23 protein-coding genes are annotated in these 21,990 nt (G+C 43.9%); 19 read left to right on the forward strand and 4 right to left on the reverse strand.

Annotated features, from left to right (window positions below; genetic code table 11):
• The first annotated feature begins 226 nt into the window (after nt 1-226).
• The 5 genes from prlC to ubiB are packed head-to-tail and all read left to right on the forward strand — an operon-like array spanning nt 227 to nt 6,067.
• The gene (prlC, locus tag OE749_RS07700) at nt 227-2,269 is read left to right on the forward strand and encodes an oligopeptidase A (protein ID WP_263711855.1); all 2,043 of its coding nucleotides are present in this window, start codon (nt 227-229) and stop codon (nt 2,267-2,269) included.
• Nucleotides 2,269-2,976, forward strand: coding sequence for a DNA-3-methyladenine glycosylase I (locus tag OE749_RS07705; RefSeq protein WP_263711856.1), 708 nt, complete (start codon nt 2,269-2,271; stop codon nt 2,974-2,976). Before prlC ends, OE749_RS07705 begins: the two co-directional genes overlap by 1 nt.
• Nucleotides 2,977-3,020: 44 nt before the next feature.
• Nucleotides 3,021-3,782, forward strand: coding sequence for a bifunctional demethylmenaquinone methyltransferase/2-methoxy-6-polyprenyl-1,4-benzoquinol methylase UbiE (gene ubiE / locus OE749_RS07710; protein ID WP_263711857.1), 762 nt, complete (start codon nt 3,021-3,023; stop codon nt 3,780-3,782).
• Nucleotides 3,782-4,429: a ubiquinone biosynthesis accessory factor UbiJ gene (locus tag OE749_RS07715; protein ID WP_263711858.1), complete on the forward strand. Its 648-nt coding sequence runs from the start codon at nt 3,782-3,784 to the stop codon at nt 4,427-4,429. Before ubiE ends, OE749_RS07715 begins: the two co-directional genes overlap by 1 nt.
• A gap of 3 nt (nt 4,430-4,432) precedes the next feature.
• Nucleotides 4,433-6,067, forward strand: a complete 1,635-nt coding sequence (ubiB, locus tag OE749_RS07720) for a ubiquinone biosynthesis regulatory protein kinase UbiB (protein ID WP_263711859.1) — start codon at nt 4,433-4,435, stop codon at nt 6,065-6,067.
• Here the strand turns inward: ubiB and OE749_RS07725 are convergent.
• Entirely contained in the window at nt 6,064-7,035 is a 972-nt protein-coding gene (locus OE749_RS07725) for a hypothetical protein (RefSeq protein ID WP_263711860.1), read from the reverse strand. The two genes, ubiB and OE749_RS07725, sit on opposite strands and share 4 nt — an antisense overlap.
• Before the next feature lie 237 nt (nt 7,036-7,272).
• Between OE749_RS07725 and tatA the strand changes: the two genes are divergently transcribed.
• The 7 genes from tatA to hemB are packed head-to-tail and all read left to right on the forward strand — an operon-like array spanning nt 7,273 to nt 12,817.
• A complete protein-coding gene (tatA, locus tag OE749_RS07730) occupies nt 7,273-7,512 on the forward strand; it encodes a Sec-independent protein translocase subunit TatA (RefSeq protein WP_263711861.1) in 240 nt (79 codons plus the stop codon).
• A complete protein-coding gene (gene tatB / locus OE749_RS07735; protein WP_263711862.1) occupies nt 7,512-7,814 on the forward strand; it encodes a Sec-independent protein translocase protein TatB in 303 nt (100 codons plus the stop codon). The genes tatA and tatB overlap by 1 nt, the downstream gene beginning before the upstream one ends.
• A 3-nt stretch (nt 7,815-7,817) precedes the next feature.
• Nucleotides 7,818-8,561, forward strand: coding sequence for a twin-arginine translocase subunit TatC (tatC, locus tag OE749_RS07740; protein ID WP_263711863.1), 744 nt, complete (start codon nt 7,818-7,820; stop codon nt 8,559-8,561).
• A complete protein-coding gene (locus tag OE749_RS07745) occupies nt 8,558-9,109 on the forward strand; it encodes a hypothetical protein (RefSeq protein ID WP_263711864.1) in 552 nt (183 codons plus the stop codon). The genes tatC and OE749_RS07745 overlap by 4 nt, the downstream gene beginning before the upstream one ends.
• 1 nt (nt 9,110) lies before the next feature.
• Nucleotides 9,111-9,923, forward strand: a complete 813-nt coding sequence (locus tag OE749_RS07750) for a TatD family hydrolase (RefSeq protein WP_263711865.1) — start codon at nt 9,111-9,113, stop codon at nt 9,921-9,923.
• Nucleotides 9,904-11,814 carry a sensor domain-containing diguanylate cyclase gene (locus OE749_RS07755; protein WP_263711866.1) on the forward strand — a complete coding sequence of 637 codons (1,911 nt, stop codon included), beginning with the start codon at nt 9,904-9,906 and terminating at the stop codon, nt 11,812-11,814. The genes OE749_RS07750 and OE749_RS07755 overlap by 20 nt, the downstream gene beginning before the upstream one ends.
• 4 nt (nt 11,815-11,818) lie before the next feature.
• A complete protein-coding gene (gene hemB / locus OE749_RS07760) occupies nt 11,819-12,817 on the forward strand; it encodes a porphobilinogen synthase (RefSeq protein WP_263711867.1) in 999 nt (332 codons plus the stop codon).
• A gap of 10 nt (nt 12,818-12,827) precedes the next feature.
• Here the strand turns inward: hemB and OE749_RS07765 are convergent, their stop codons facing one another.
• A complete protein-coding gene (locus OE749_RS07765; protein WP_263711868.1) occupies nt 12,828-13,856 on the reverse strand; it encodes a Fe(II)-2OG oxygenase family protein in 1,029 nt (342 codons plus the stop codon).
• Nucleotides 13,857-14,009: 153 nt separating this feature from the next.
• On the opposite strand from OE749_RS07765, the gene OE749_RS07770 reads away from it, so the two are divergent.
• The 4 genes from OE749_RS07770 to OE749_RS07785 all read left to right on the forward strand — a co-directional run bounded on the left by OE749_RS07770 (nt 14,010) and on the right by OE749_RS07785 (nt 17,749).
• A complete protein-coding gene (locus tag OE749_RS07770) occupies nt 14,010-14,195 on the forward strand; it encodes a DUF2065 domain-containing protein (protein WP_263711869.1) in 186 nt (61 codons plus the stop codon).
• Nucleotides 14,196-14,310: 115 nt separating this feature from the next.
• The gene (locus tag OE749_RS07775) at nt 14,311-15,609 is read left to right on the forward strand and encodes an adenylosuccinate synthase (protein WP_263711870.1); all 1,299 of its coding nucleotides are present in this window, start codon (nt 14,311-14,313) and stop codon (nt 15,607-15,609) included.
• A gap of 291 nt (nt 15,610-15,900) precedes the next feature.
• Nucleotides 15,901-17,316: an aldehyde dehydrogenase family protein gene (locus OE749_RS07780; RefSeq protein ID WP_263711871.1), complete on the forward strand. Its 1,416-nt coding sequence runs from the start codon at nt 15,901-15,903 to the stop codon at nt 17,314-17,316.
• 10 nt (nt 17,317-17,326) lie between these two features.
• Nucleotides 17,327-17,749, forward strand: coding sequence for a VOC family protein (locus OE749_RS07785; protein ID WP_263711872.1), 423 nt, complete (start codon nt 17,327-17,329; stop codon nt 17,747-17,749).
• Nucleotides 17,750-17,752: 3 nt separating this feature from the next.
• On the opposite strand, the gene OE749_RS07790 is transcribed toward OE749_RS07785, so the two are convergent.
• Entirely contained in the window at nt 17,753-18,112 is a 360-nt protein-coding gene (locus OE749_RS07790) for a DUF3703 domain-containing protein (protein WP_263711873.1), read from the reverse strand.
• 183 nt (nt 18,113-18,295) lie between these two features.
• Between OE749_RS07790 and OE749_RS07795 the strand changes: the two genes are divergently transcribed.
• Nucleotides 18,296-19,180 (forward strand): lipase family protein, encoded by an 885-nt coding sequence (locus tag OE749_RS07795; protein WP_263711874.1) that lies wholly within the window; start codon nt 18,296-18,298, stop codon nt 19,178-19,180.
• A gap of 9 nt (nt 19,181-19,189) precedes the next feature.
• Nucleotides 19,190-20,374, forward strand: a complete 1,185-nt coding sequence (locus tag OE749_RS07800) for a DUF4785 family protein (RefSeq protein WP_263711875.1) — start codon at nt 19,190-19,192, stop codon at nt 20,372-20,374.
• Between the two features lie 84 nt (nt 20,375-20,458).
• On the opposite strand, the gene ispB is transcribed toward OE749_RS07800, so the two are convergent.
• Nucleotides 20,459-21,430 carry an octaprenyl diphosphate synthase gene (gene ispB, locus OE749_RS07805; RefSeq protein ID WP_263711876.1) on the reverse strand — a complete coding sequence of 324 codons (972 nt, stop codon included), beginning with the start codon at nt 21,428-21,430 and terminating at the stop codon, nt 20,459-20,461.
• Between the two features lie 237 nt (nt 21,431-21,667).
• Between ispB and rplU the strand changes: the two genes are divergently transcribed.
• Complete coding sequence (gene rplU / locus OE749_RS07810) at nt 21,668-21,979, forward strand: 50S ribosomal protein L21 (RefSeq protein WP_263711877.1); 312 nt, start codon at nt 21,668-21,670, stop codon at nt 21,977-21,979.
• Nucleotides 21,980-21,990: the final 11 nt, after the last annotated feature.

Raw genomic sequence — 21,990 nt, forward strand, 5'->3', positions numbered from 1 at the left:
GATACGCGCAGGCAAAGGCCTGAGCAAATCGAAAGTTTCGATGAGGTTTATCGCGCTGTGCTATCGTCAACGAGCATGTTTACATTGTAGTCGTTTACTATATGGGTAAGGAAAGGATGAAATTCAAATCTATTTCACATCATCGAAATTTCTATTAATCCCTTGTTTTCTGAATGCTCACCCTCACATTTATTTACAACCTACGGAATAACATTGAAGATAGATTATGACTGCAACAGCGCTAGAAGAGGTATCGGGACTTCCCCGTTTTTCAGATATTTCACCCGAACACATTCAGCCAGCGATTGAGCGTGCGATTAAGCATTGCAAAGAGACAATAGAAAACGCACTCAAGCAGCCGGCTTATACATGGGAGAATTTGGTGCTCCCTATCGAAGAGGCCGATGATGCACTGAGTAAAATGTGGTCGCCAGTCTCTCATATGAACTCTGTTGTCAGCTCCGATGCGTTGCGAGAAGCTCACGATGCGTGTTTGCCAATGCTGTCTGAATATGGAACGTGGGTTGGTCAGCACAAGGGGTTGTTTGATGCTTACGTGAGTATTAAGAACAGTTCTGAATTTACTACGTTGACAAGCGCAAAACAAAAAGTGATCAATGATGCGATTCGAGATTTCAAGTTATCTGGCGTAGCACTACCAGAAGAGAAAAAAGCACGATTTGCAGAAATTAAAAGTCGCTTATCTGATTTATCTTCTACATTCAGCAACAATGTCATGGATGCAACCCTCGGCTGGAGTAAACACATCACTGACGAGTCGCAGCTAAATGGCTTACCAGACTCTGCCAAAGAAGCAGCCGCAGAATTGGCCCAATCAAAAGACAAAGATGGTTGGTTGTTTACCTTAGACATTCCGAGTTATTTGCCCATCATGATGTACGCAGATGATAAAGCCCTGCGAGAAGAAATGTATCGTGCATATACAACCCGAGCGTCTGAACAAGGCCCAAATGCTGGAAAGTGGGACAACGGTCCTGTGATTGACGAAACCCTTGCGCTTCGTCAGGAAATTGCGAATTTACTCGATTTTGCGAACTATGCTGAACGTTCTCTGGCCACCAAAATGGCTGCCAATACTGAGCAAGTAAAACACTTTTTGCATGATTTAGCGAAGCGCAGTAAGCCACAAGCGCAGGCTGATTTGCAGGAAGTTAAAGAGTTTGCTGAAAATACCCATGGAGAAGTAGATTTACAAGCATGGGATTTAGCCTATTACAGTGAAAAGCTAAAGCAGCAAAAATATGCAATTTCAGATGAAATTCTTCGTCCGTACTTTCCAGAAAACAAAGTCATCAACGGCTTATTTACAACAGTACAGAAATTGTTTGGCATTACGATCAAGCTCCGCGACGATGTGGATGTTTGGCATCAAGATGTGCGTTTTTACGATATCTTTGACAGCAATAATACATTGCGTGGCAGCTTCTACTTTGACCTCTATGCGCGTGAGCGCAAACGTGGTGGTGCTTGGATGGACGAATGTCGAGTCAGGCGTGTTCAATCTGATGGTAGCCTACAGTTACCTGTTGCGTACCTGACGTGCAACTTTAACCGTCCCGTAGGAGGTAAACCTGCGCTCTTTACCCACGATGAAGTTGTAACGCTTTTCCACGAGTTTGGTCATGGCATTCATCACATGCTGACGCAAATCGATATTGGCGCAGTTTCAGGCATCAATGGGGTACCGTGGGATGCGGTAGAATTACCGAGTCAGTTTCTAGAGAATTGGTGTTGGCAACCCGAAGCGCTTGCCTTTATTTCTGGTCATTATGAAACGGGCGAACCTCTGCCTAGTGAATTATTAGAAAAATTACTGGCCGCGAAGAATTTTCAGTCGGCAATGCAAATGGTAAGGCAGCTCGAATTCAGCTTGTTTGATTTCACGCTGCATGAGCGTTTCAATGCGAAGGCGAATACCAGCGTACAAGCTGTCTTAGATGAAGTCAGAGATGAAGTCGCTGTGATTACACCTCCTCCATTTAACCGTTTTCAGCACAGTTTTTCGCACATTTTTGCAGGTGGATATGCTGCGGGCTATTACAGCTATAAGTGGGCTGAAGTACTCTCAGCGGATGCGTTTTCGAAGTTTGAAGAAGATGGAATATTTAACCCTGAAACAGGGCGTGCTTTCTTATTAAATATTTTGGAGATGGGCGGTAGTAAGGAACCAATGGATCTATTCATTGCCTTCAGAGGGCGGGAGCCGCAAGTAGATGCGTTGCTTCGTCATAGTGGAATTACAGGGTAATGGCACTGCGCGAATCCTATAATCAGCTGTATCAGCGGGCATGTGAACGCAAAGGTGGACCAGACAAACTAGAAATACTTGTTACAGAGCCTTTGTCATCGGAGGAGCTGGCAGGTCTCCCAGATAACCTCTATTTGTCTGCTTTTACTATGAAAGTGTTTCAATCGGGATTCGTCTGGCGTGTTGTGAGGAATAAATGGCCGCATTTCGAGCGGCTGTTTTTCAACTTTGATATCGAAAAAATGCTACTCATGCCTGATGAAATGTACGAGGCAAAAGCAAAAGACCCAGATATCATTCGTAACTTGAAGAAAGTCATGACCATTCGTGACAATGCGCTGATGATAGATTCCGTCAGTCGTGAGCATGGCAGCTTTGGGCGCTTTATCGCAAAGTGGCCTCAAGATGATGTTGTTGGCTTGTGGCAATATTTGAAGAAACACGGCGCGAGGCTAGGCGGCAACACAGGGCCTTATGCGCTGCGTGCAATGGGCAAAGATACGTTTATTCTAAGTAGCGATGTTGAGTCTTACCTTCGCGCTCAGCATATTGTTGATGGTTCTCTTACATCCAAACGTAGCTTAACGGCAATTCAAACATTTTTTAATGAACTGCGAGAGGAAAGCGGCCGCTCATTACAGGCCCTTAGTCAAATTATTAGTTACAGTTCAGGCGATAATTTTGTGCATGTAGACACTGCCACATAGTCTCGAAATTGAGTACACTAAAGAAAAAGTTTCAAGGATCGTAAATGAGCGATAATCCTCAGCACTCTGATCAAACCCATTTTGGGTTTAAACAAGTCGATAAAAACAATAAAGCGTCTATGGTGGCCGATGTATTTCATTCCGTAGCGGCTAAGTACGATGTAATGAACGATCTTATGTCAATGGGAATTCACCGTGTGTGGAAACGCTTTACTATCGACTGTAGCGGCGCTAGGCAAGGTCATAAGGTACTAGACTTAGCGGGTGGAACCGGCGATCTAACGGCTAAGTTTTCGCGCATTGTAGGTGACAAAGGCCAGGTTATTCTCGCTGATATTAACGATTCTATGCTTAAAGTCGGGCGTGACAAACTGCGCGATCGGGGCGTAGTTGGCAATGTGGAATATGTTCAGGCCAACGCAGAAGCGCTTCCTTTTGAAGACAATACGTTTGATATCATCACGATTGCTTTTGGTTTGCGCAACGTGACAGATAAAGACAAAGCGCTTGCATCCATGTATCGCGTACTTAAACCCGGTGGCCGTCTACTAGTGCTGGAGTTCTCTAAGCCGACGAACGACATGCTGAGTAAAGCGTACGACATGTATTCTTTTCATGTGCTGCCTAAAATGGGACAACTGGTTGCGAATGACGGAGGCAGCTACCAGTATTTGGCTGAGTCGATTCGCATGCATCCCGATCAAGACACTCTAAAAAGTATGATGGAAACAGTAGGTTTTGAGCAGGTCACGTATCACAACCTAACGGGTGGTATCGTTGCATTGCATCGAGGGTTTAAGTTTTAATGCCGACACCTCAATTGATTAGCGCGTTGGTCGAAACATCAATAAACGGTGTATTAGCGCTCGATGCAAAAAGCCATGAAAGATTGAAAGGGTTAAGTGGAAAACGGCTATGGGTGCACGTTAGAGAGTTACCATGGCCGCTGACTTTTTGCTTTTCTCAGCGAATTGATGTGTTAGTCGATAGTGATATTGAAGCGTTAAGTGAGACGCCACTACCCGCCGATTGCTGTTTGTCTTTATCTTTGACAACACTTCCCTTGCTACAAGATAGTAGTCAAATTACTAAGCTTATCAAGCAGGATAAACTTGAGTTGATGGGTGATATTCATGTTGCTCAGGGGTTTAGTCAGTTACTGTCTGAACTAAATATAGATTTAGAAGAAAAACTCTCCTCATTAGTGGGTGATGTAGGTGCGAGGCTAACATTTCAACGTTTAGGCGCCGTGAAAACAGCAGTAACCAAAAAGGCTCACTATATCAAAACGATCATCAGAGACGGTGCGATAGAGGAAAAGCACATTGTCGCTTCTCCTATCGCTATTGCACATTTTTGTGATGAGGTGAATATGTTACGAAGTGATGTTGAGCGTTTAGAAGCAAAGCTCTCGTTACTCGAACATCAAGTAAACCCTTCAACAGACGATTAAAACGTGCAGTTATTTCGCTTATATCAAATCAATAAGGTCATGCTTGAGCATGGCTTGGATGAACTTATTCCTGACCGCTGGCTGCCTTGGTATGCAAGATTGGGTCGACGTTGTCAGTTTTGGTTGAAGAATCGACATCAAAATAAACCTGTCGGTATGCGTTTACGCTTGGCACTACAAACACTTGGGCCTGTATTTATTAAATTTGGGCAAATGCTATCGACGCGTCGCGATTTGCTGCCTCCGCACATTGCCAATGAACTTGCGCTGTTGCAAGACAAAGTTGAACCTTTCGATTCTGATGTCGCAATTAGCATTATTAAAAGGTCATTGGGTCTTCGTGAATTGGATGAGCTTTTTGATGATTTTGAGAAAATACCATTAGCATCTGCGTCAATTGCACAAGTACATGCAGCAAAATTAAAACGTTCAGGAAAAGAAATTGTCGTTAAAGTGATTCGTCCGGGAATAGAAAACACGATTCATGCTGATGTTGAATTAATGGAAACGGTTGCTTTAGCTGTTCAAAAATGGTTGCCTGATGGTAAGCGTTTACGCCCGGTTGAAGTGGTGGAAGAATACAAGAAAACGATGCTGGATGAACTGGATTTGCTCCGAGAGGCGGCGAATGGCATTCAGCTAGGGCGCAACTTTGAACATTCAGATGCGCTATACGTACCTGAAATATATAGTGATTATTGCACCCGTCAGGTGATGGTCATGGAGCGCATCTATGGGATCCCCATCTCTGACATCGATGCCCTGATCGAGCAAAATACGAATATGAAAAAGCTGGCGGAGCGCGGGGTAGAAGTGTTTTTTACTCAGGTGTTCAGAGACAGTTTTTTCCACGCGGATATGCATCCTGGAAACATTTTTGTCTCTCGTAAAGAACCGCAAAACCCGCAATATATTGGTATTGACTATGGCATTGTCGGCACGTTGAATCGCGACGATAAACGGTATCTTGCAGAGAATTTTATTGCGTTTTTTAATCGAGATTACCGTAAAGTAGCAGAACTTCATGTTGATTCAGGTTGGGTGCCCTCCGATACCAATATTGATGAGTTTGAAGTGGCAATACGTACGGTGTGCGAGCCAATATTCCAAAAACCATTGGCCGAAATATCATTCAGTAATGTACTATTGCAACTCTTTAACACGGCTAGACGTTTCAACATGGTCGTGCAGCCGCAACTGGTGCTGTTGCAAAAGACCTTGTTATATATTGAAGGCCTGGGGCGGCAACTTTATCCTCAACTAGATTTGTGGCAAACCGCTAAACCTTTTTTAGAAAATTGGATGAAAGAGCAAATTGGCTTTTCAGCCATGATGAAAAAAGTGTATGGCAATTTGCCTTATTGGTCTGAAAAGATGCCTGAGATGCCAGATCTCATCTACGATAGCTTAAAACAAATAAAACAACTTCCTGAATTGCAAAAGCGACACTTTGAACAACAGTTAGCGCAACAAAAACGAAGCCAGCGTGTGCAATTTTTTAGCTTGCTAGGCGCGACCTCAATGATTGTTGCAAGTATATTACCCATGTATCTAACGGCTATTTGGCCTACGTTGTCTCTTGCGATAGTTGGGACGACGTTGTGGATGCGCGCTTTGCATCTTTCTAATAAGGCTTAATCGCCAAAAAATGCTTCTACCCTTAAGGCGACGCCGTATGATGCTGAAAAGTGCTCATCACGTCGCCATAATACATACGGTTCTACTTCAAAAAATAGCCACTCACGTAACGCATTTTTTCTCCAGCGTGCACTGGTTAAGTATTCATCCAGCTTATAATGTGGGCGCGAATTACCTTCTAGATAAAGCCCCACAACAACGGCCGTTTTATCATCAACATGGTTAAAGTGTTGCCAGCTATGTTGCCAAAGCCAGTTGTCTGTTTTGTCTCTGAAGTAAAATTGGCTGTCAAAGCGAAATAAATTTGTACCTTCAAGTTGGTAATCAAACGTAAACTCTGAATCGGCTCCCCATTTGTCTTCACTGTAATGAGATACTGAGGCATTCCAATACAGTGTGAGGTCGTCCATCAAGGCATGGTTATTTCTATATCGACTTTTAGCAAATAGCTGTAAACGGCGTCCAACTCCGATCCGATGAGAAAAGCCACTGTCAGCTGATTTTCGGAATCGTAAGGCTAAATTGAACCTGTCATCTTGGGATATGTCATTGAGGCGACCAGCTTGCAACTTGGTTTCAGGCTGATCATCTTCGTAGTCTGACAAAATAAGGTCAACTTTATTTTCCAGCTTTGGCAGTTTGTATCTCACCTTTAGTCTGGCTTCTACTTCGCTGATATCTCGTGTTCGTGGCTCCCAAGCCAAGCGAATCCGAGCTTCTCCTTTTGGACGCTCTTTTGCAGACACGCCTTCTGCATCAAAGAAACTGTCCACCCAAGAAGCTGAATCGTCCATCGACTCGGCTATCCCTCGGTGCATGTCGTCTAACCAAGATGCCTCTATCGGTTTTTCGTTAGTATTGTCTGATGTTTCAGGCGTTTGGGCGAAAGTAGATGATGCCATTGCCAATATCAGCATTGGCATAAGTGTGGCTCGTAAGGCGCGCATCATATTGTAATGATCTTCCATTTCATTGGCTTGTGATTCTTTAAGAGTGGGCTTTTTTTTCTAATAATCAAATTCTTATATTTTATACATTGCACTATTTGTATCCGTTTTGGCTATCAATTTTTTATGTAAAGCCAGCATTTAAAAGGGGTGCAAGCTAACAGCGAAAATAAGTTAAAGAATAAGATTATTTGAACATTCACATCGAAATTGCCTCTGATATACTAACCCAACTAAAAAAATGGGAGTAACGCTGTTATGTTAGGCGGAATTAGTATCTGGCAACTTTTAATTATATTGCTTATCGTGATTTTATTGTTCGGAACGAAGCGATTGAAATCGATCGGTGGAGACCTTGGGTCTGCTGTTAAGGGGTTCAAAAAAGCGGTTAACGATAAAGACGCGGAATTTGAGGAAAGCACTCAGAAAGTAGAAGAAAAGCCCTCTCAAACATCAACGCAAAATTCGTCTCAGACTGAAAATAAAGAAAAAGCTTAATGTTTGATATTGGTTTTTGGGAGTTACTTCTCATTGCTGTGATGGCTCTACTTGTACTGGGGCCAGAGCGCCTACCAGGCGCTGTACGTTCGACCATGAAAACCGTTCGGTCGATACGGCAAACAGCGAGCGGCTTCAAGCATGAGGTTGAAGAGCAGTTGCGTGTGCATGAATTACATGAAAACTTAAAAAAAGCAGAGCAGGAAAACTTACAGAACTTATCACCAGACCTTCAGAAAAGTGTGGATGAATTAAAAGAAGCCGCAGAGTCTGTTCAACGCCCCTATAAAAAAGACGAATGATAAATGAGTGAAACAAATACATTAATAGCCCATTTAATTGAGTTGCGAAGCCGACTGCTTAAGGCTGTAATGAGCGTACTGATTGTATTTGCTTGCTTGGCGTATTTTGCCCAGGATATTTATCACTGGTTAGCGACTCCGCTTCTCGAAGCAATGCCACTGAATTCACACATGATAGCTACAGATGTTGCATCACCGTTTTTCGCGCCCTTCAAGTTGACAATGGTATTGTCATTTTTCATTGCTATTCCTGCGGTACTCTATCAAGTTTGGGCATTCGTTGCGCCTGGGTTATACCGAAATGAGAAAAAGCTCATCGTGCCGTTGTTAATATCGAGTACCCTATTGTTTTACAGTGGTATTGCATTTGCTTACTACGTCGTCTTTCCACTGGCATTTGAGTTTTTTACCAGTATTGAGTTGGAAGGCGTAGCAATTAGTACTGATATCAGTAACTATCTCAATTTCGTACTAAAACTATTTTTCGCTTTTGGTGTGTCATTTGAAATTCCTGTTGCCATCATTCTGATGTGCTGGATGGGCGTTACGGATGCCAAAAGATTAAGAGAAAAACGTCCGTATGTGGTAGTTGGCGCTTTTGTTGTCGGGATGTTATTGACACCTCCAGACATCATATCGCAAACACTCCTAGCGGTGCCGATATGTATTCTATATGAATTCGGAATTATTATTGGCAGTATCTATGGAAGAAAATCAACCAAAGAAGAACATCAGGAAGTATCATGAGAACATATATTATTGCGGCATGTTTGTTGATTACAGGTAGTGCGCAAGCGGAAACAATTCAACAAGCTTTGCAAGTTTGTGGGCAAGAACAAAACAGTCTGAAACGATTGGTTTGTTACGACGGTATCGTTCAAAATATGAGCCGATACTCAGAGATGGAAGCGTTAATGGCGGTGCCTGCGCCTTTGTCTTCAAATGGTCAGCTTAGAGAACCAACAAAGCGCAATTCGAAAAATACGGAGTCAGCTTATCAATCGGTGCCCTCAGCGACAGTAACGTCACCGGACGAACGTTTTGGTATCGAACATAGAGCATCGACTGAATCTGCAAAAGAGAAAATATTTGCAACGGTCACAAGTATTGATAAAGATGCATACAATAAGATAAGAGTTACGTTAAGTAACGGCCATGTGTGGAAACAAACAGACAGTCAACGAATGTCTCTGAACAAGGGCGACGAAGTGTATGTTGAGCGAGGCGTCTTAGGGGCTTTTTACTTGAGCAAAGAAGAGTCAAATCGTCGAGCGCGAGTTAAGCGAATCCAATAACGTGAGCAGTTGGTTTGACATTGGCGTGAATCTCTCTGATCCGCGCCTCAGTGAAACGAGCACCATCACTAACGCCTTTACTGCGGGTGTTGAATGTATGGTTGGGATTGGCACAAGTGTAGAAGAGAGTCGTTTAGCCAATCAGCGGGCTGTTGAGTATCCTAATCGTGTATTTTCTACAGCAGGCATTCATCCTCACTACGCCAAAGATGCAACACCACGTTTTATTGATGATTTACGCCAATTGGCTTCCCAACCCTCAGTGATCGCGGTTGGTGAATGTGGATTAGACTATAATCGAAATTTCTCACCCAAAGTCGATCAACTTCGCGTTTTTGAAGCGCAGCTTGCCCTAGCTTGTGAGCTTAAGCTCCCTGTTTTTTTACACGAACGTGACGCTTTCGATGATCAAATCATGCTACTAAAAATGTATCAAAAAGATTTGGTCGGTGGCGTGGCTCATTGTTTTACTGGCACACGCGAGGAGATGCTTGTTTATTTGGAGCTAGGGTTGTACATAGGCATAACGGGATGGGTGTGCGATGACAAGCGAGGACAGGCTCTGCAGTCTGCTGTTAAGTGCCTACCACTTGACCGCATTGTACTTGAAACTGACGCACCGTATTTGTTTCCAAAGACCCTAAAACCTAAGTCTCGCACCAATGTACCCGCAAATTTACCTCATATAGCAAAATATGTAGCCGCACTAATGGAAGTCGACGTACCAAACTTACAAAACGCGGCTTGGCAGAATACACTGTCGCTCTTCAATTTGGCTCGCTCTGGAGAACATCTTGTTAGACAGTGCTTCTAAGCCATTATCCGTATCACGCGTATTGTTTCCGATGGTATTTATCGTAGGCGCGCTTTTCGTATACGGAATATTTACTGTGAGTAAAGCCACGCAGCCTCAATATGAGCTAGGCAATGGCGTGAAGTATCTGCAAGACGAGCAACAAAGCATGTCGCTTGAGGAGATCTTGCAATTACCCGAGAGCGCTTGGCAAATTGAAGAAAAGCATGCGATCTCGCATGGCTTGACCAACGACGCTTACTGGTTTCAATTTTCGTTACCCGAAAACGTACTAAATCATGCGCGAGTTATTGAGATTGCTTATGCGCTCATCGACCATGTTGAAATGTGGTACGTCAGTAATGACAAAGTGGTAGCTCATTATAGAGGCGGCGATACGCAACCTTTTTCAGAACGTTATTTACCCCTGACTAGTCTTGTTTTTCCGATACCTCCACACGCTGAGAATGTGCAGGTTATTATGCGTATTCAAACCGATGGAGCTCTTAGAGTGCCATTGCGCATTTGGGACAAAGATCGTTATTTAAGTTATGCGTCTGATCAAGCAACGCTGATGGGGCTGTTTTTCGGGTTTATGTTAGCGATGATGCTCAGCAACATTTTTCATTATGTGACAACGGGGAATTCCAGCTTTTTATCATATAGTGGATATGTCTTTTTTCTCGCCTTGGCCATTGCGACCTTAAATGGACTTGCCTATAAATATGTATGGCCAAATAGTGCATGGTTCCAGCAAAAAGCGATTGCCTTTGTGGTAATGATGGCATTGATGTGCGCTTTTATTTTTACTAAACAATTGCTCAATGTTGGGTCGCACAGCGGCCGATTAAACAAGGGGCTTCAATTACTCATAGTGGGTTACGGTCTGCTGGCATTTGCGAGCTTATTCCTCAACAGCTTTATTACTGTGCGGCTGTTGGTGGTCTGTGTAAGTGTGGCGATGCCGGTTATTTATACCGTAGGAGTGTACTGCTGGTATAAAGGCGTTTCCTTGGCGCGATATTACCTCTTGGCTTGGTCAGTATTGCTTATGAGTGGCTTTTTTGCCGCGTTAGAGCATGCTGATTACGTGTTGCTGGATGTCCCCTCAAATTATTTGCTGATGATTGGCGGTACAATAGAAACCTTTCTGCTTGCCCTTGCCCTCGCAATAAATTATCGAAATCAAAGAGATTCTCTTATTGCTGCGCAATCTAAAGCGCTCGAAATTGAAAGAGAGGCACGAGCTGCACAAGAACAGATGTTACTGATGAGAGAAGAGGCGCAAGAAGATCTGGAGTACAAAGTTCAGGAGCGTACTCTCGAGCTAGAGATCGCACTCAGAGAGCTGTCTGAAATCAACCGAGAGCTAGAGCTAAAAAACACTATTGATCCCCTAACCGGACTCCGCAATAGGCGGTATTTCGATAAGAAGTATCAAGCCGAGCTAAGACGCAGCCGTCGGGAACAAACCGCACTATCTGTGGTGATGATAGATATTGATCATTTTAAATCCATTAATGATCAGTATGGTCACTTAGTGGGAGACGAGTGCATTCAGCGCGTGTCAAAATTGTTAGAATCATCGCTAAAGCGCGGGGCCGATGAAGTCTGTCGTTATGGCGGAGAAGAATTCGTGATGGTGTTGCCGTCTACGGACAAGAGCGGTGCGGTGACGTTGGTTGACGGCATCCGCCAAGCCCTAGCAGATTTAGACATTGCCACAGCTGCAGGAAAAGTAAATGTCACACTAAGTGCGGGCATATGTACAGCGGTTGTAAGAAGCGAAGAAGACGGTAAGCTGATGCTTGAAGCCGCAGATCGTCAACTATATGAAGCAAAAAGCCGTGGACGAAACTGCGTGTATGCAACAGTATTCGAGCACGGTAATGAACAAGAACAAATGGGATAACGTAATGGCTATTTCACACTTTCCAGATATTCGTATGCGAAGAATGCGTAAACAGGCTTTTACTCGCGCCATGGTGGCCGAAAATACGCTGTCAGCGAGTGATCTAATTTACCCGATGTTTGTGCTGGAAGGGAAAAATCGAACAGAAGCTGTGCCGTCTATGCCGGGGGTAGAGCGCGTTTCTATCGACTTATTAATTAAAGAGGCTGAAGAGCTTGCCAATTTGGGAGTGCCGGCTGTGGCACTTTTTCCGGTTACGCCAGTCGAGTTAAAGTCGGAGTGCGCGAGCGAGGCGTTTAATGAAGACGGATTAGCACAAAAAGCCATTCGCGCGCTAAAAGAAAGTGTGCCAGACATAGCGGTTATTACTGATGTGGCATTGGATCCTTTTACGTCTCATGGCCAAGATGGGTTGATTGATGACTCTGGGTACGTCGTCAATGATCAGACCGTCGAGGTGTTAATTAAACAAGCGTTGTCACACGCAGAAGCTGGCGCAGACATTGTCGCTCCCTCAGATATGATGGATGGGCGTGTTGGATTGATTCGTGCTGCTTTAGAAGCTCAAGGCCATGAAAATACTTGCATTATGGCCTATTCAGCAAAATACGCATCGGCGTATTATGGGCCATTTCGTGATGCAGTTGGATCAGCTGGGAATATCAAAGGTGGCAATAAATTTAGTTATCAGATGGACCCAGCTAATAGCGATGAGGCACTAAGAGAAATTGCTTTGGATCTTCAAGAAGGGGCTGATATGGTGATGGTCAAGCCGGGTATGCCTTATCTTGATATTGTTAGACGTTGTAAAGACGAGTTCGGCGTTCCTACCTTTGCTTACCAAGTGAGTGGGGAATATGCTATGCATAAAGCGGCGTTCGCCCAAGGGTGGCTAAATGAAGAAGCTGTCATTATGGAGTCTTTACTTGCGTTCAAACGTGCTGGTGCCGACGGTATTTTGACTTACTTCGCCAAACAAGCTGCCCAGATGCTTAAAGGCTAAGCCAACCTAACTATTCACTAAATATTGCAAGAACGCTTCCTTCTTTCTCGTGAACGTGTTCTTGCTGTTCCTGAACATTATGAGCATAGAGCACCTGTTCGTTGTTAATTATCACTACATCACCATTTAGCCACTCATGGCAGAACGTAGTTTGTAGAGATAAAGAAAGAAGAATTTCCAACGACGCAACACCAACTGGAGAGCCGTTCCCGTACGTGATAAAAGAAGAAGGGTTGTCTCTTACGCCAGGCCAACTGGTGTAAATATTCATCAAATTGTTTTGCAACCCCATGCGTCCATCAGTAAACGAGCTAATAGCAGGGAGAACGGGAGAGGTAACAATGAGGGTTTCTGTGTCTAACCACTCGTAGGTAAATCCACCGCTATCTAGCATATATTCAGCCGCTTCAGAAGAATTCACTCCCAAAAGTGATTTCCAGCTAAAATGACGATACATATCATTGGTATGATCTTCAGTCATTAGAAAAGAATAAATCAAACCCTCTCTTTCAAGCTTTTCTGTTACTTCAGGTAACGTAGATTGATAGATGTTATAAAGCAGGTCACTTCGGCAAAGCCGTAAAAGAGGTCGCGACGCAGGAATATTGGTATGAATGCTCGGGTGAAAGCTCGGCTGAAAGCTCGGCATGCAAAAGAACACGCTTTTAGGTTGCGTTAGAGATAATGAAAACGCGGCATGCAATGACGACGCTAGTGGTTGTTCAGGTGGCGCATAAGACACCTGTGGATGATGACTCGGAGCATAAGAAAAAAAGGGAGATTCGACAGTCATAGTCTTGTACTCGAAGGCATGGTAAAAAGCCAAGAAGTCCTCTTCGTTTGAAATGGGGAAGTCGCGAAATATAATACCTCCAGCCGATTCTAATACATCTTCGATCACCGCCTTGTGATGCACTATCCAGGCTTTAACATCTTCCATAGTTAATAATCCTGGGTTGATGATAAAACGTGGAAAGCAGGAATATTCCTCATCGAGTTGTCCTCTAATTGGAGAGTAAATGAGAGGAAGTGGCGTCATTGTTATTCTCCATCACTAAGTGAGTATGCACCTATCTTGCGTCTATTGACACATACGAAACATCCATACAAGATTAGTCTATGGAAACGCTAGTCGGGTGTAGAGACGTTAAATAATTTGCAGTTAAAACGTCATCAAAGAGGGAATTGTAAAATGTTAGAGACACTCTGGGTCGGTATAGCCCTTGTTATGATTATCGAAGGTGTTGGCCCTATGCTGTTCCCCAAGAAGTGGCAGCGTTTTTTACTGCAAATGGCGTCACAGCCACCAGAGCAGCTTCGCACGATTGGTGGCGTGCTGGTGACAGTGGGAATGGTATCGCTACTCTTTTTACTCTAAATGTAAGAACGTCATGTCACTATTCGATAAATGTATAAAGTTTGTGCATAAATAGGGTGATTTTTGAAGGGGATTTTTGTAGAATCGCGGCCTAATTTTCTGACGCATTCCTATCATGGCTAAAAACGTTGTAGTACTCGGCACTCAATGGGGTGACGAGGGTAAAGGTAAGGTCGTCGACCTATTAACAGACAAAGCAACTTACGTGGTTCGTTATCAAGGCGGACACAACGCAGGTCACACTCTAGTGATCGACGGTGAAAAAACCGTACTGCATTTAATTCCATCTGGTGTATTACGCGACAATGTCAAATGTGTCATTGGTAATGGTGTGGTATTAAGCCCAGAAGCATTGATGAAAGAAATTTCGATGCTTGAAGAGCGTAACATTCCAGTTCGCGAGCGCTTAGTTATTAGTGAGGCGTGCCCGCTTATTCTGCCCTATCACATCGCGTTAGATGTCGCCCGCGAAGAAGCGCGCGGTAAAAAGGCAATCGGTACAACAGGGCGTGGTATTGGGCCAGCATATGAAGACAAAGTTTCTCGTCGAGGGCTGCGTGTTGGTGATTTATTCAATCGCGAAGATTTTGCTAACAAGTTAAAAGAGATTCTTGAATATCACAACTTCGTGTTAACGCAGTACTACAAAGCTGAGCCTGTCGATTTTGATACTGTTTTTAACGATGCAATGAAAGTGGCTGAAACTTTGAAGGCTATGGTCGTTGACGTGACAGACATGCTTGATAAAGCGCGTAAACACGGTGATTGCATCATGTTTGAAGGCGCGCAAGGCACATTACTTGATATTGATCATGGAACCTACCCCTACGTAACATCATCGAACACTACCGTTGGTGGTGTGGCTACGGGCGCAGGCTTCGGGCCTTTACATCTTGATTATGTTCTGGGCATCGTTAAAGCGTACACGACACGTGTGGGTGGCGGCCCGTTCCCGACAGAGCTAGATTGCGCTGTGGGTGAGCACTTGGGCGTGAAAGGACATGAATTTGGCGCTACTACTGGCCGTAAACGCCGCACAGGTTGGTTTGATGCAGTGGCGATGAAGCGCGCGGTACAAATCAATTCTATTTCTGGGTTTTGTTTAACTAAGCTTGATGTGTTAGATGGACTAGAGACCCTTAAAATTTGTATTGGCTATAAAGATGCCGAAGGTAACATCAATGATGTACCCCCAATGGCGGCTGACGACTACGAAAAAGTTGAGCCAGTATATGAAGAAATGCCTGGATGGTCTGATAACACCTTTGGTGTTACTTCATACGATGCACTTCCAGAAGCAGCGAAAAATTATATCGCACGCTTAGAAGCGTTGACTGAAACGCCGATTGATATTATCTCAACGGGGCCGGATCGCAACGAAACCATTATTTTGCGCCATCCTTACGACGCGTAATGTAGCGCGAATGCATATACATGAAAGGGTTGCGTTAGCAGCCCTTTTTTAATCGCCGCTCAACAAGTATGCATGTATCTCTCTTTCAAATATGCACTTCAATTGTAATCTATGTGCTTAACATTTTGGTTGAACAGCCGTTTGCGCGTTGGCGATCTGATGTCTAGGTCAAGACCTCTTTTTATCCAGTAAACGATTTGATGGGGCAAACCGTTGGGCAAGTAATAATTGTTAACATTTTAACCAGCTATGCCATAATGGCTTTGAACATAGTCACAATGGATTCTGAAAATGAGCGTCACCAACCTTCATTTACACACTTCGACTAAAAAGGCAGAGCATCCTATCGCACAACTGGTTAGCGCGGTCAGGCAGCATTTCACTCTGGGCTTGAGTAAGGATTATCAGTGGCGCGTAAACCAATTGAAGCGCTTGCGTCTTATGGTAGTTGAGAACCAAGACAAATTGGCATCGGCCCTGTATGAAGATTTAGGAAAGGGTGAGGTTGAGAGTTGGACGTCTGAAATTGGTTTCGTGATCAGTGACATCGATCATACGATTAAGCATTTGAAAGGCTGGATGAAACCCAGACGTGTTTCGACCCCTATTGTCGCACAACCCGGAAAAAGCTACATACTACCTGAGCCATTAGGCACTGTGCTTATCATCGGTGCATGGAACTATCCGTTTCAGCTTGTTGTAGCACCGCTTATTGCAGCTATCGCAGCGGGCAACCATGCGATCATCAAGCCCTCTGAGTTATCACAGTCTACCTCTGCGTTATTAAAAATGTTGCTTCCTAAGTATCTTGACGACAATGCATTTGCCGTCGTAGAGGGGGCTGTAGAAGAAACACAGATTTTATTGGCGCAGAAGTTCGATCACATTATCTATACGGGTGGAGAAAAAGTCGGAAAAATTGTCATGCGGGCGGCGTCAGAGCATTTAACCCCTGTGACGCTGGAATTAGGTGGCAAGAGCCCGTGTATTGTCGATAAACACATTGACATAGAGGTGACGGCAAAGCGGATTGTTTGGGCCAAATGGATGAATGCCGGTCAGACCTGTGTTGCACCAGATTACGTATTAGCAGATGCTGCTATTGCTGGTGCACTTCAAGAAGCCTTAAAAAAAGCAGTTCAGGAATGTTATGGTGTAGAGCCAAAGAAGAGTAAAGATTATGGCCGCATTGTTAACAAACGCCATTACGAGCGGTTGGTGGGATATCTAGAGAATCAAAATGTTATTTTTGGCGGTGACGTTGACCCAGTTAATCGTTATATTTCTCCCACAATAATACGCGAGCCAAGCTTGCATTCTTCTGTTATGCAAGAAGAAATTTTTGGGCCGATACTGCCTATTGTTACTTACGATAACCTTGCTGATGCAATTACCTTTGTCAATGAGCGTGCAAAACCACTTTCACTGTACCTTTTTACCCATAAGTCAGATGTAGAGAAAAAAGTACTTCAGCAGACAAGTTCTGGTAGTGCCTGTGTAAACGATGGCTTTATGTTTATGGTAAACCCTGACTTGCCGTTCGGTGGCGTAGGGAATAGCGGCATGGGGGCATATCATGGCAAAACCGGATTTGATACATTTAGCCATTTAAAAAGTGTGATGAGCCGTAAATTCTGGCTTGACGTACCATTACGCTATCCTCCATTTAACCGATTTAAATTTACCTGGTTGAAACGGCTACTCTAAAAGGAACGTTATGCAAGCTATCCCTCCTTTTCATTTGGCGATTCCCGTCACGTCACTTGCGCATGCCCGTGCATTTTACGGAGAGCTTCTCGGATGCTCAGAGGGACGTAGTGACGATCATTGGATTGACTGGGATTTCTACGGCCATCAGCTTGTTACGCATTTAGTTAAGGCGATGCCGAGCGTGCCAGATACTAACGTGGTGGATGAAAAACATGTGCCTGTTCCGCACTTTGGTGTTGTGTTACCTTGGAAAGAATGGCACTCCCTCGCTGATACGCTGGACAACGTCGGGACAGATTTTGTCATCGCGCCTTATATCCGGTTTAAAGGACAACCCGGCGAGCAGGCCACGATGTTTCTTCACGACCCTAGTGGTAACGCACTCGAATTCAAAGCATTTCGCGATTTATCCAATTTGTTCTCGCATTAATATTTAACGGTGCTTTTGTGGTCTAATTCGCGCAATTATTCTTTTCAGTTTGATAGGCACAGGAAGTGGTTTAAACGGACTAATATTCGCTCCCCCTGTGTTACCATCAGGCAGGAGCCCGAGAGGTGTTTTTGTTAGCGCCCCAACAATACGCATAATTTGACCGCTCGCTTCTCTTAAAGATAAGCGTTTTATTCCATCTATTAGCATGATTACATGGACTAGTGTGTGATAGAAGGTATGGTATTGAGCAATCACGTGGGCTTCCTCTAAATACCGAAATCGTGATTCACAATTATTATCGCTAAAAGTATACTTTTTAACCCTTTCTATAACGTAAAATTCTAAATTTCGTGGCTTCATACATTAACCTTTGAACAAATTTCGATCACTCTACAGCTTTGAGCTGCTCTAAAGTCAATAAATAAATTGTTAAGTATTTGTAATAAGTTGTTATTAGAATGCAAATTCTTATGAGGTAAAAATATTACACTCATCTGGAGGTCAGACTAGTATGGGTGTCCCAAAACAACAAAGGGCACACTCATGAAATTAACACTCACAACACTATTTAAAAGCACGAAACGGTTGGCTTTAGGCTTATCGTTACTGTGTTTATCTGGCGTAGCGTCAGCGAACTACGGGGTCGCATTCGTGCATGGAACGGGTTCTCAAAACAATGCAGAAGATAATTACTGGACACGATCATTTATTAGTTCAGTGATGTCTGGGGCACCCAATTCAAATCGCTATGTCGTTGTAAATTGTGATTTTGAAAAGAATATGTGGGATGCGGCTGCAACTGGTTGTTTAGCAAGCCAGCTCACACAATTTATTCAATCACAGAATATCTCTCAAATGTATGTAATTACTCACTCTCATGGTGGCAACATGATGCGCTGGGTAATGTCAAACCCGACCACAGATTCCCGCTTTCCAAATATTATTAATAAAATTGTAAATGTGACTGCATTGGCGCCGTCTAGCGGCGGAACTGCTCTTGCTGATGCTGCAATAGCTGGCAATGTATTTGAGTCGGCTGTCGGCTGGTTGCTGGGTTACAAATCTGATGCGGTTAAGCAGCAACAACGTAGTTGGATGAGTTACTACAACAACAATAACTTGCTAGGAACAGCAGGTCGTCCAGCGTTACCTAAACCTTTCAAATCCGTGGTTGGCACCGATGTGGAATCTGCAGTTTGGGACAGTGATAGTTACTGTGGAGGATATCAAAATCAAGTTGCACTTGAGTTTACCCAAAACTGGTTAGATTCCTGTTCAGATGGCTTTCTTGAATGTAGTTCTCAGTCTGCTGCTGGCTATGTTTGGTTCCGAGATAAAGATCGCATGAGTGGCAGAGAGCCGTTGAGTCATCAACAATCCAGACGCCAATGTTTCGGTCTTGATACTCAACTGCGTAATGATATCTAGGAGGCAATAATGAAAATTTTTACCACATCTTTATTAGCGGCGACGTTGAGTGCGCTACTTGCTAGTGGCGCAGCTATCGCCAATCAAGGATATGCTACTTATACTTTTCCAATTAAAGCGGACACCACACTTAATAAATCAAATAAAGAAGAGTCTGTAATGAGTCAGTCTTACTGGCGTGAAGTAACAGGCGCGGAGCTTCGTAAAGGGATAGATCTAAATACAACAGCTAAAAGTGCACTTGTGTTACTGTCATTGAAGGGATCACAGGCTGATCAAAAGGTGATCGACACGGATCAGCTACAGTTGATTAGTAGAAATGGTCGTTATGTCGATAGTAAAAAAGTGTCTCAGGAATCGTTGGCACAAACGGGATTGTTTGCCCGCAGTGTCGCGATAACCGCGAAACATCATGAAATCGACAACGATCTTACCTTACGCTCGAATCAAGCGTTTAACGATGATGATCGATTCATTGTGACAGTGAAAGAGTCATCTTCTCCTTATCAACTTAAACTTCGAGCGCCAACGCAAAATATCACTGATGATCAGGATGTCTTGGCTACATTTTCGTTTACCGAAGGAAAAAGCCAGATCATTGATAGAAGCACGTTATCTGATCCGCAGTACAAAGCGCAATTGGTTGCGCCAGATGGGGCGATTACTGATCTTATTGTTGAGTCGGCCAACGAGCAGCTACAGGTAAAAAGCCCAGCGCTTTCCACCGTACTCAGTCCGGTTCATGGACTTTATGAGGTTCAGGTGACAATGGATGCGAAGGTTGATGGAAAACAAGTACTGCGTAATGCAAAAGTCGCAGTGGCGATGAAAAATACAACAGCTCAATTGGTTAACACCCGTTTTGAAACCTCCGACACACTGCGAGCTATTGTATCGTATGAAGCTATCGTTCCTAGTCGATTTGAGGCGAGAGCAGTGCTTTACGGTACTAACCATCAGGGAAAACTCGTTCCGGTTGCAGAAGCACATGCGGCTCACGATGTGAATTCGGGTAAGCAGATGCTCATTCTGCCTTTCAACGAAGAAATCGTAAATGCTGCCGGTGTAAAAGCCCCTTATGAAGTTGGGATGGTACGTCTATTCGATCAGGGACAATTGGCGTTACTTGATACATCTGATTCACGCGTTTCATCGGTTGATGAGATTCAGAATAATAGGCCAACATGGCGCTAATGATTGATCGCTAAGTGAATGAACGAGCCCTCGTATATTTTTTAAATATGCGAGGGTTTATTGTTCTGCGGCCTGTGTTGTTGATTATGCCGCGCGCTCTACTGCAATGTGCGCTAACCCTATTAATGCCTGCTTATACTCTGACTCAGGCAAAACGCTAAGGGCATCTATAGCCTGTTGACTTGCTTTGATTGCTTGGGCTTTGGTGTAGTCTAAGGCGCCAGTTTGCTCCATAGCAGTAATAATTGGCGACAAGTTTTCCATGCCATTACCTGACTCTATAGCCTGCTTAATCATGGCAGCCTGTTCGCTATTTCCATGCCACATTGCATACAGTAGCGGTAGTGTTGGCTTACCCTCGGCTAAGTCATCACCAACGTTTTTACCCATTTCTTCGCTGTCAGCTGCATAATCGAGAATATCGTCCACGAGCTGAAATGCCGTGCCTAAATATTTTCCATAGTTTGCCATAGCATGTTCAATTTCTTTAGATTGATCGGTGATCACCGCGGCTAACAGAGTTGCGGCCTCAAACAATCTTGCCGTTTTACTGTAAATTACCTGCATATATCGCGCTTCAGTCGTGTCAGGATCATTACAATTCATTAATTGCAGCACCTCACCTTCAGCTATCACGTTTGTGGCATCAGATAAAATTTCCATGACGCGCATACGTTTTAAACTCACCATCATCTGGAATGAGCGCGTATAAAGAAAGTCACCCACGAGCACACTGGCTTGATTGCCAAATACCGCATTTGCGGTTTCGCGCCCGCGTCTCATCATTGATTCATCAACCACGTCGTCGTGAAGCAATGTCGCGGTATGGATAAATTCAATAATTGCTGCAAGTGTATGGTGCTCATCATGACTAATATCCAGTGCGCGTGCAGCAAGTACCGTCATCAGAGGCCGTAATCGCTTACCACCACTGTTTACGATGTAAAATCCCAGCTGATTGATCAGGGCAACATCAGAGTCTACTTGGTTTTGAATAAGTTGATTAACCGATTGCATATCTGCATCGGCAAGTGTTCGGATCTGATTGATATCCATGTTATATTTGAGCAATTCTGATTCAAGGCATTAATATGCCGACGATTTTACAGAAATCCGTCTAGGTATCCAGTCTAGAAGCGCTTTATCAGCTTGAAAGCCAGCAGAAAGATAAATTGATGCTAATTTAATCAAAAAAAACGAATTTTGGGGTTGCTTGAAAAGGTCAGTTCACGTACAATTCGCGCCCTGTTTTAGAATTGTATAGCGTTATGAAAACGCAGAGCGGAGTTTAATATGTACGCGGTTTTCCAAAGTGGTGGTAAACAACACCGTGTGGCTGAAGGCCAAACCGTTCGTCTTGAGAAGATCGAAGTTGCGCCGGGTGAGACGGTTGAGTTCGATAATATCTTGATGGTTAGCAATGGCGACGATGTTAAAATCGGTACGCCTTATGTGCAAGGCGGCAAAGTAACTGCTGAAGTAGTTACTCACGGTCGTGGCGACAAAATTAAGATCGTCAAGTTCCGTCGTCGTAAGCATTCTCGTAAACAAATGGGCCACCGCCAGTGGTTCACTGAAGTGAAAATTACTGGCATTAGCGCTTAATAGGAGTACTG

It is taken from the genome of Fluctibacter corallii (assembly GCF_025751585.1).
GTDB lineage: Bacteria > Pseudomonadota > Gammaproteobacteria > Enterobacterales > Alteromonadaceae > Fluctibacter_A > Fluctibacter_A corallii.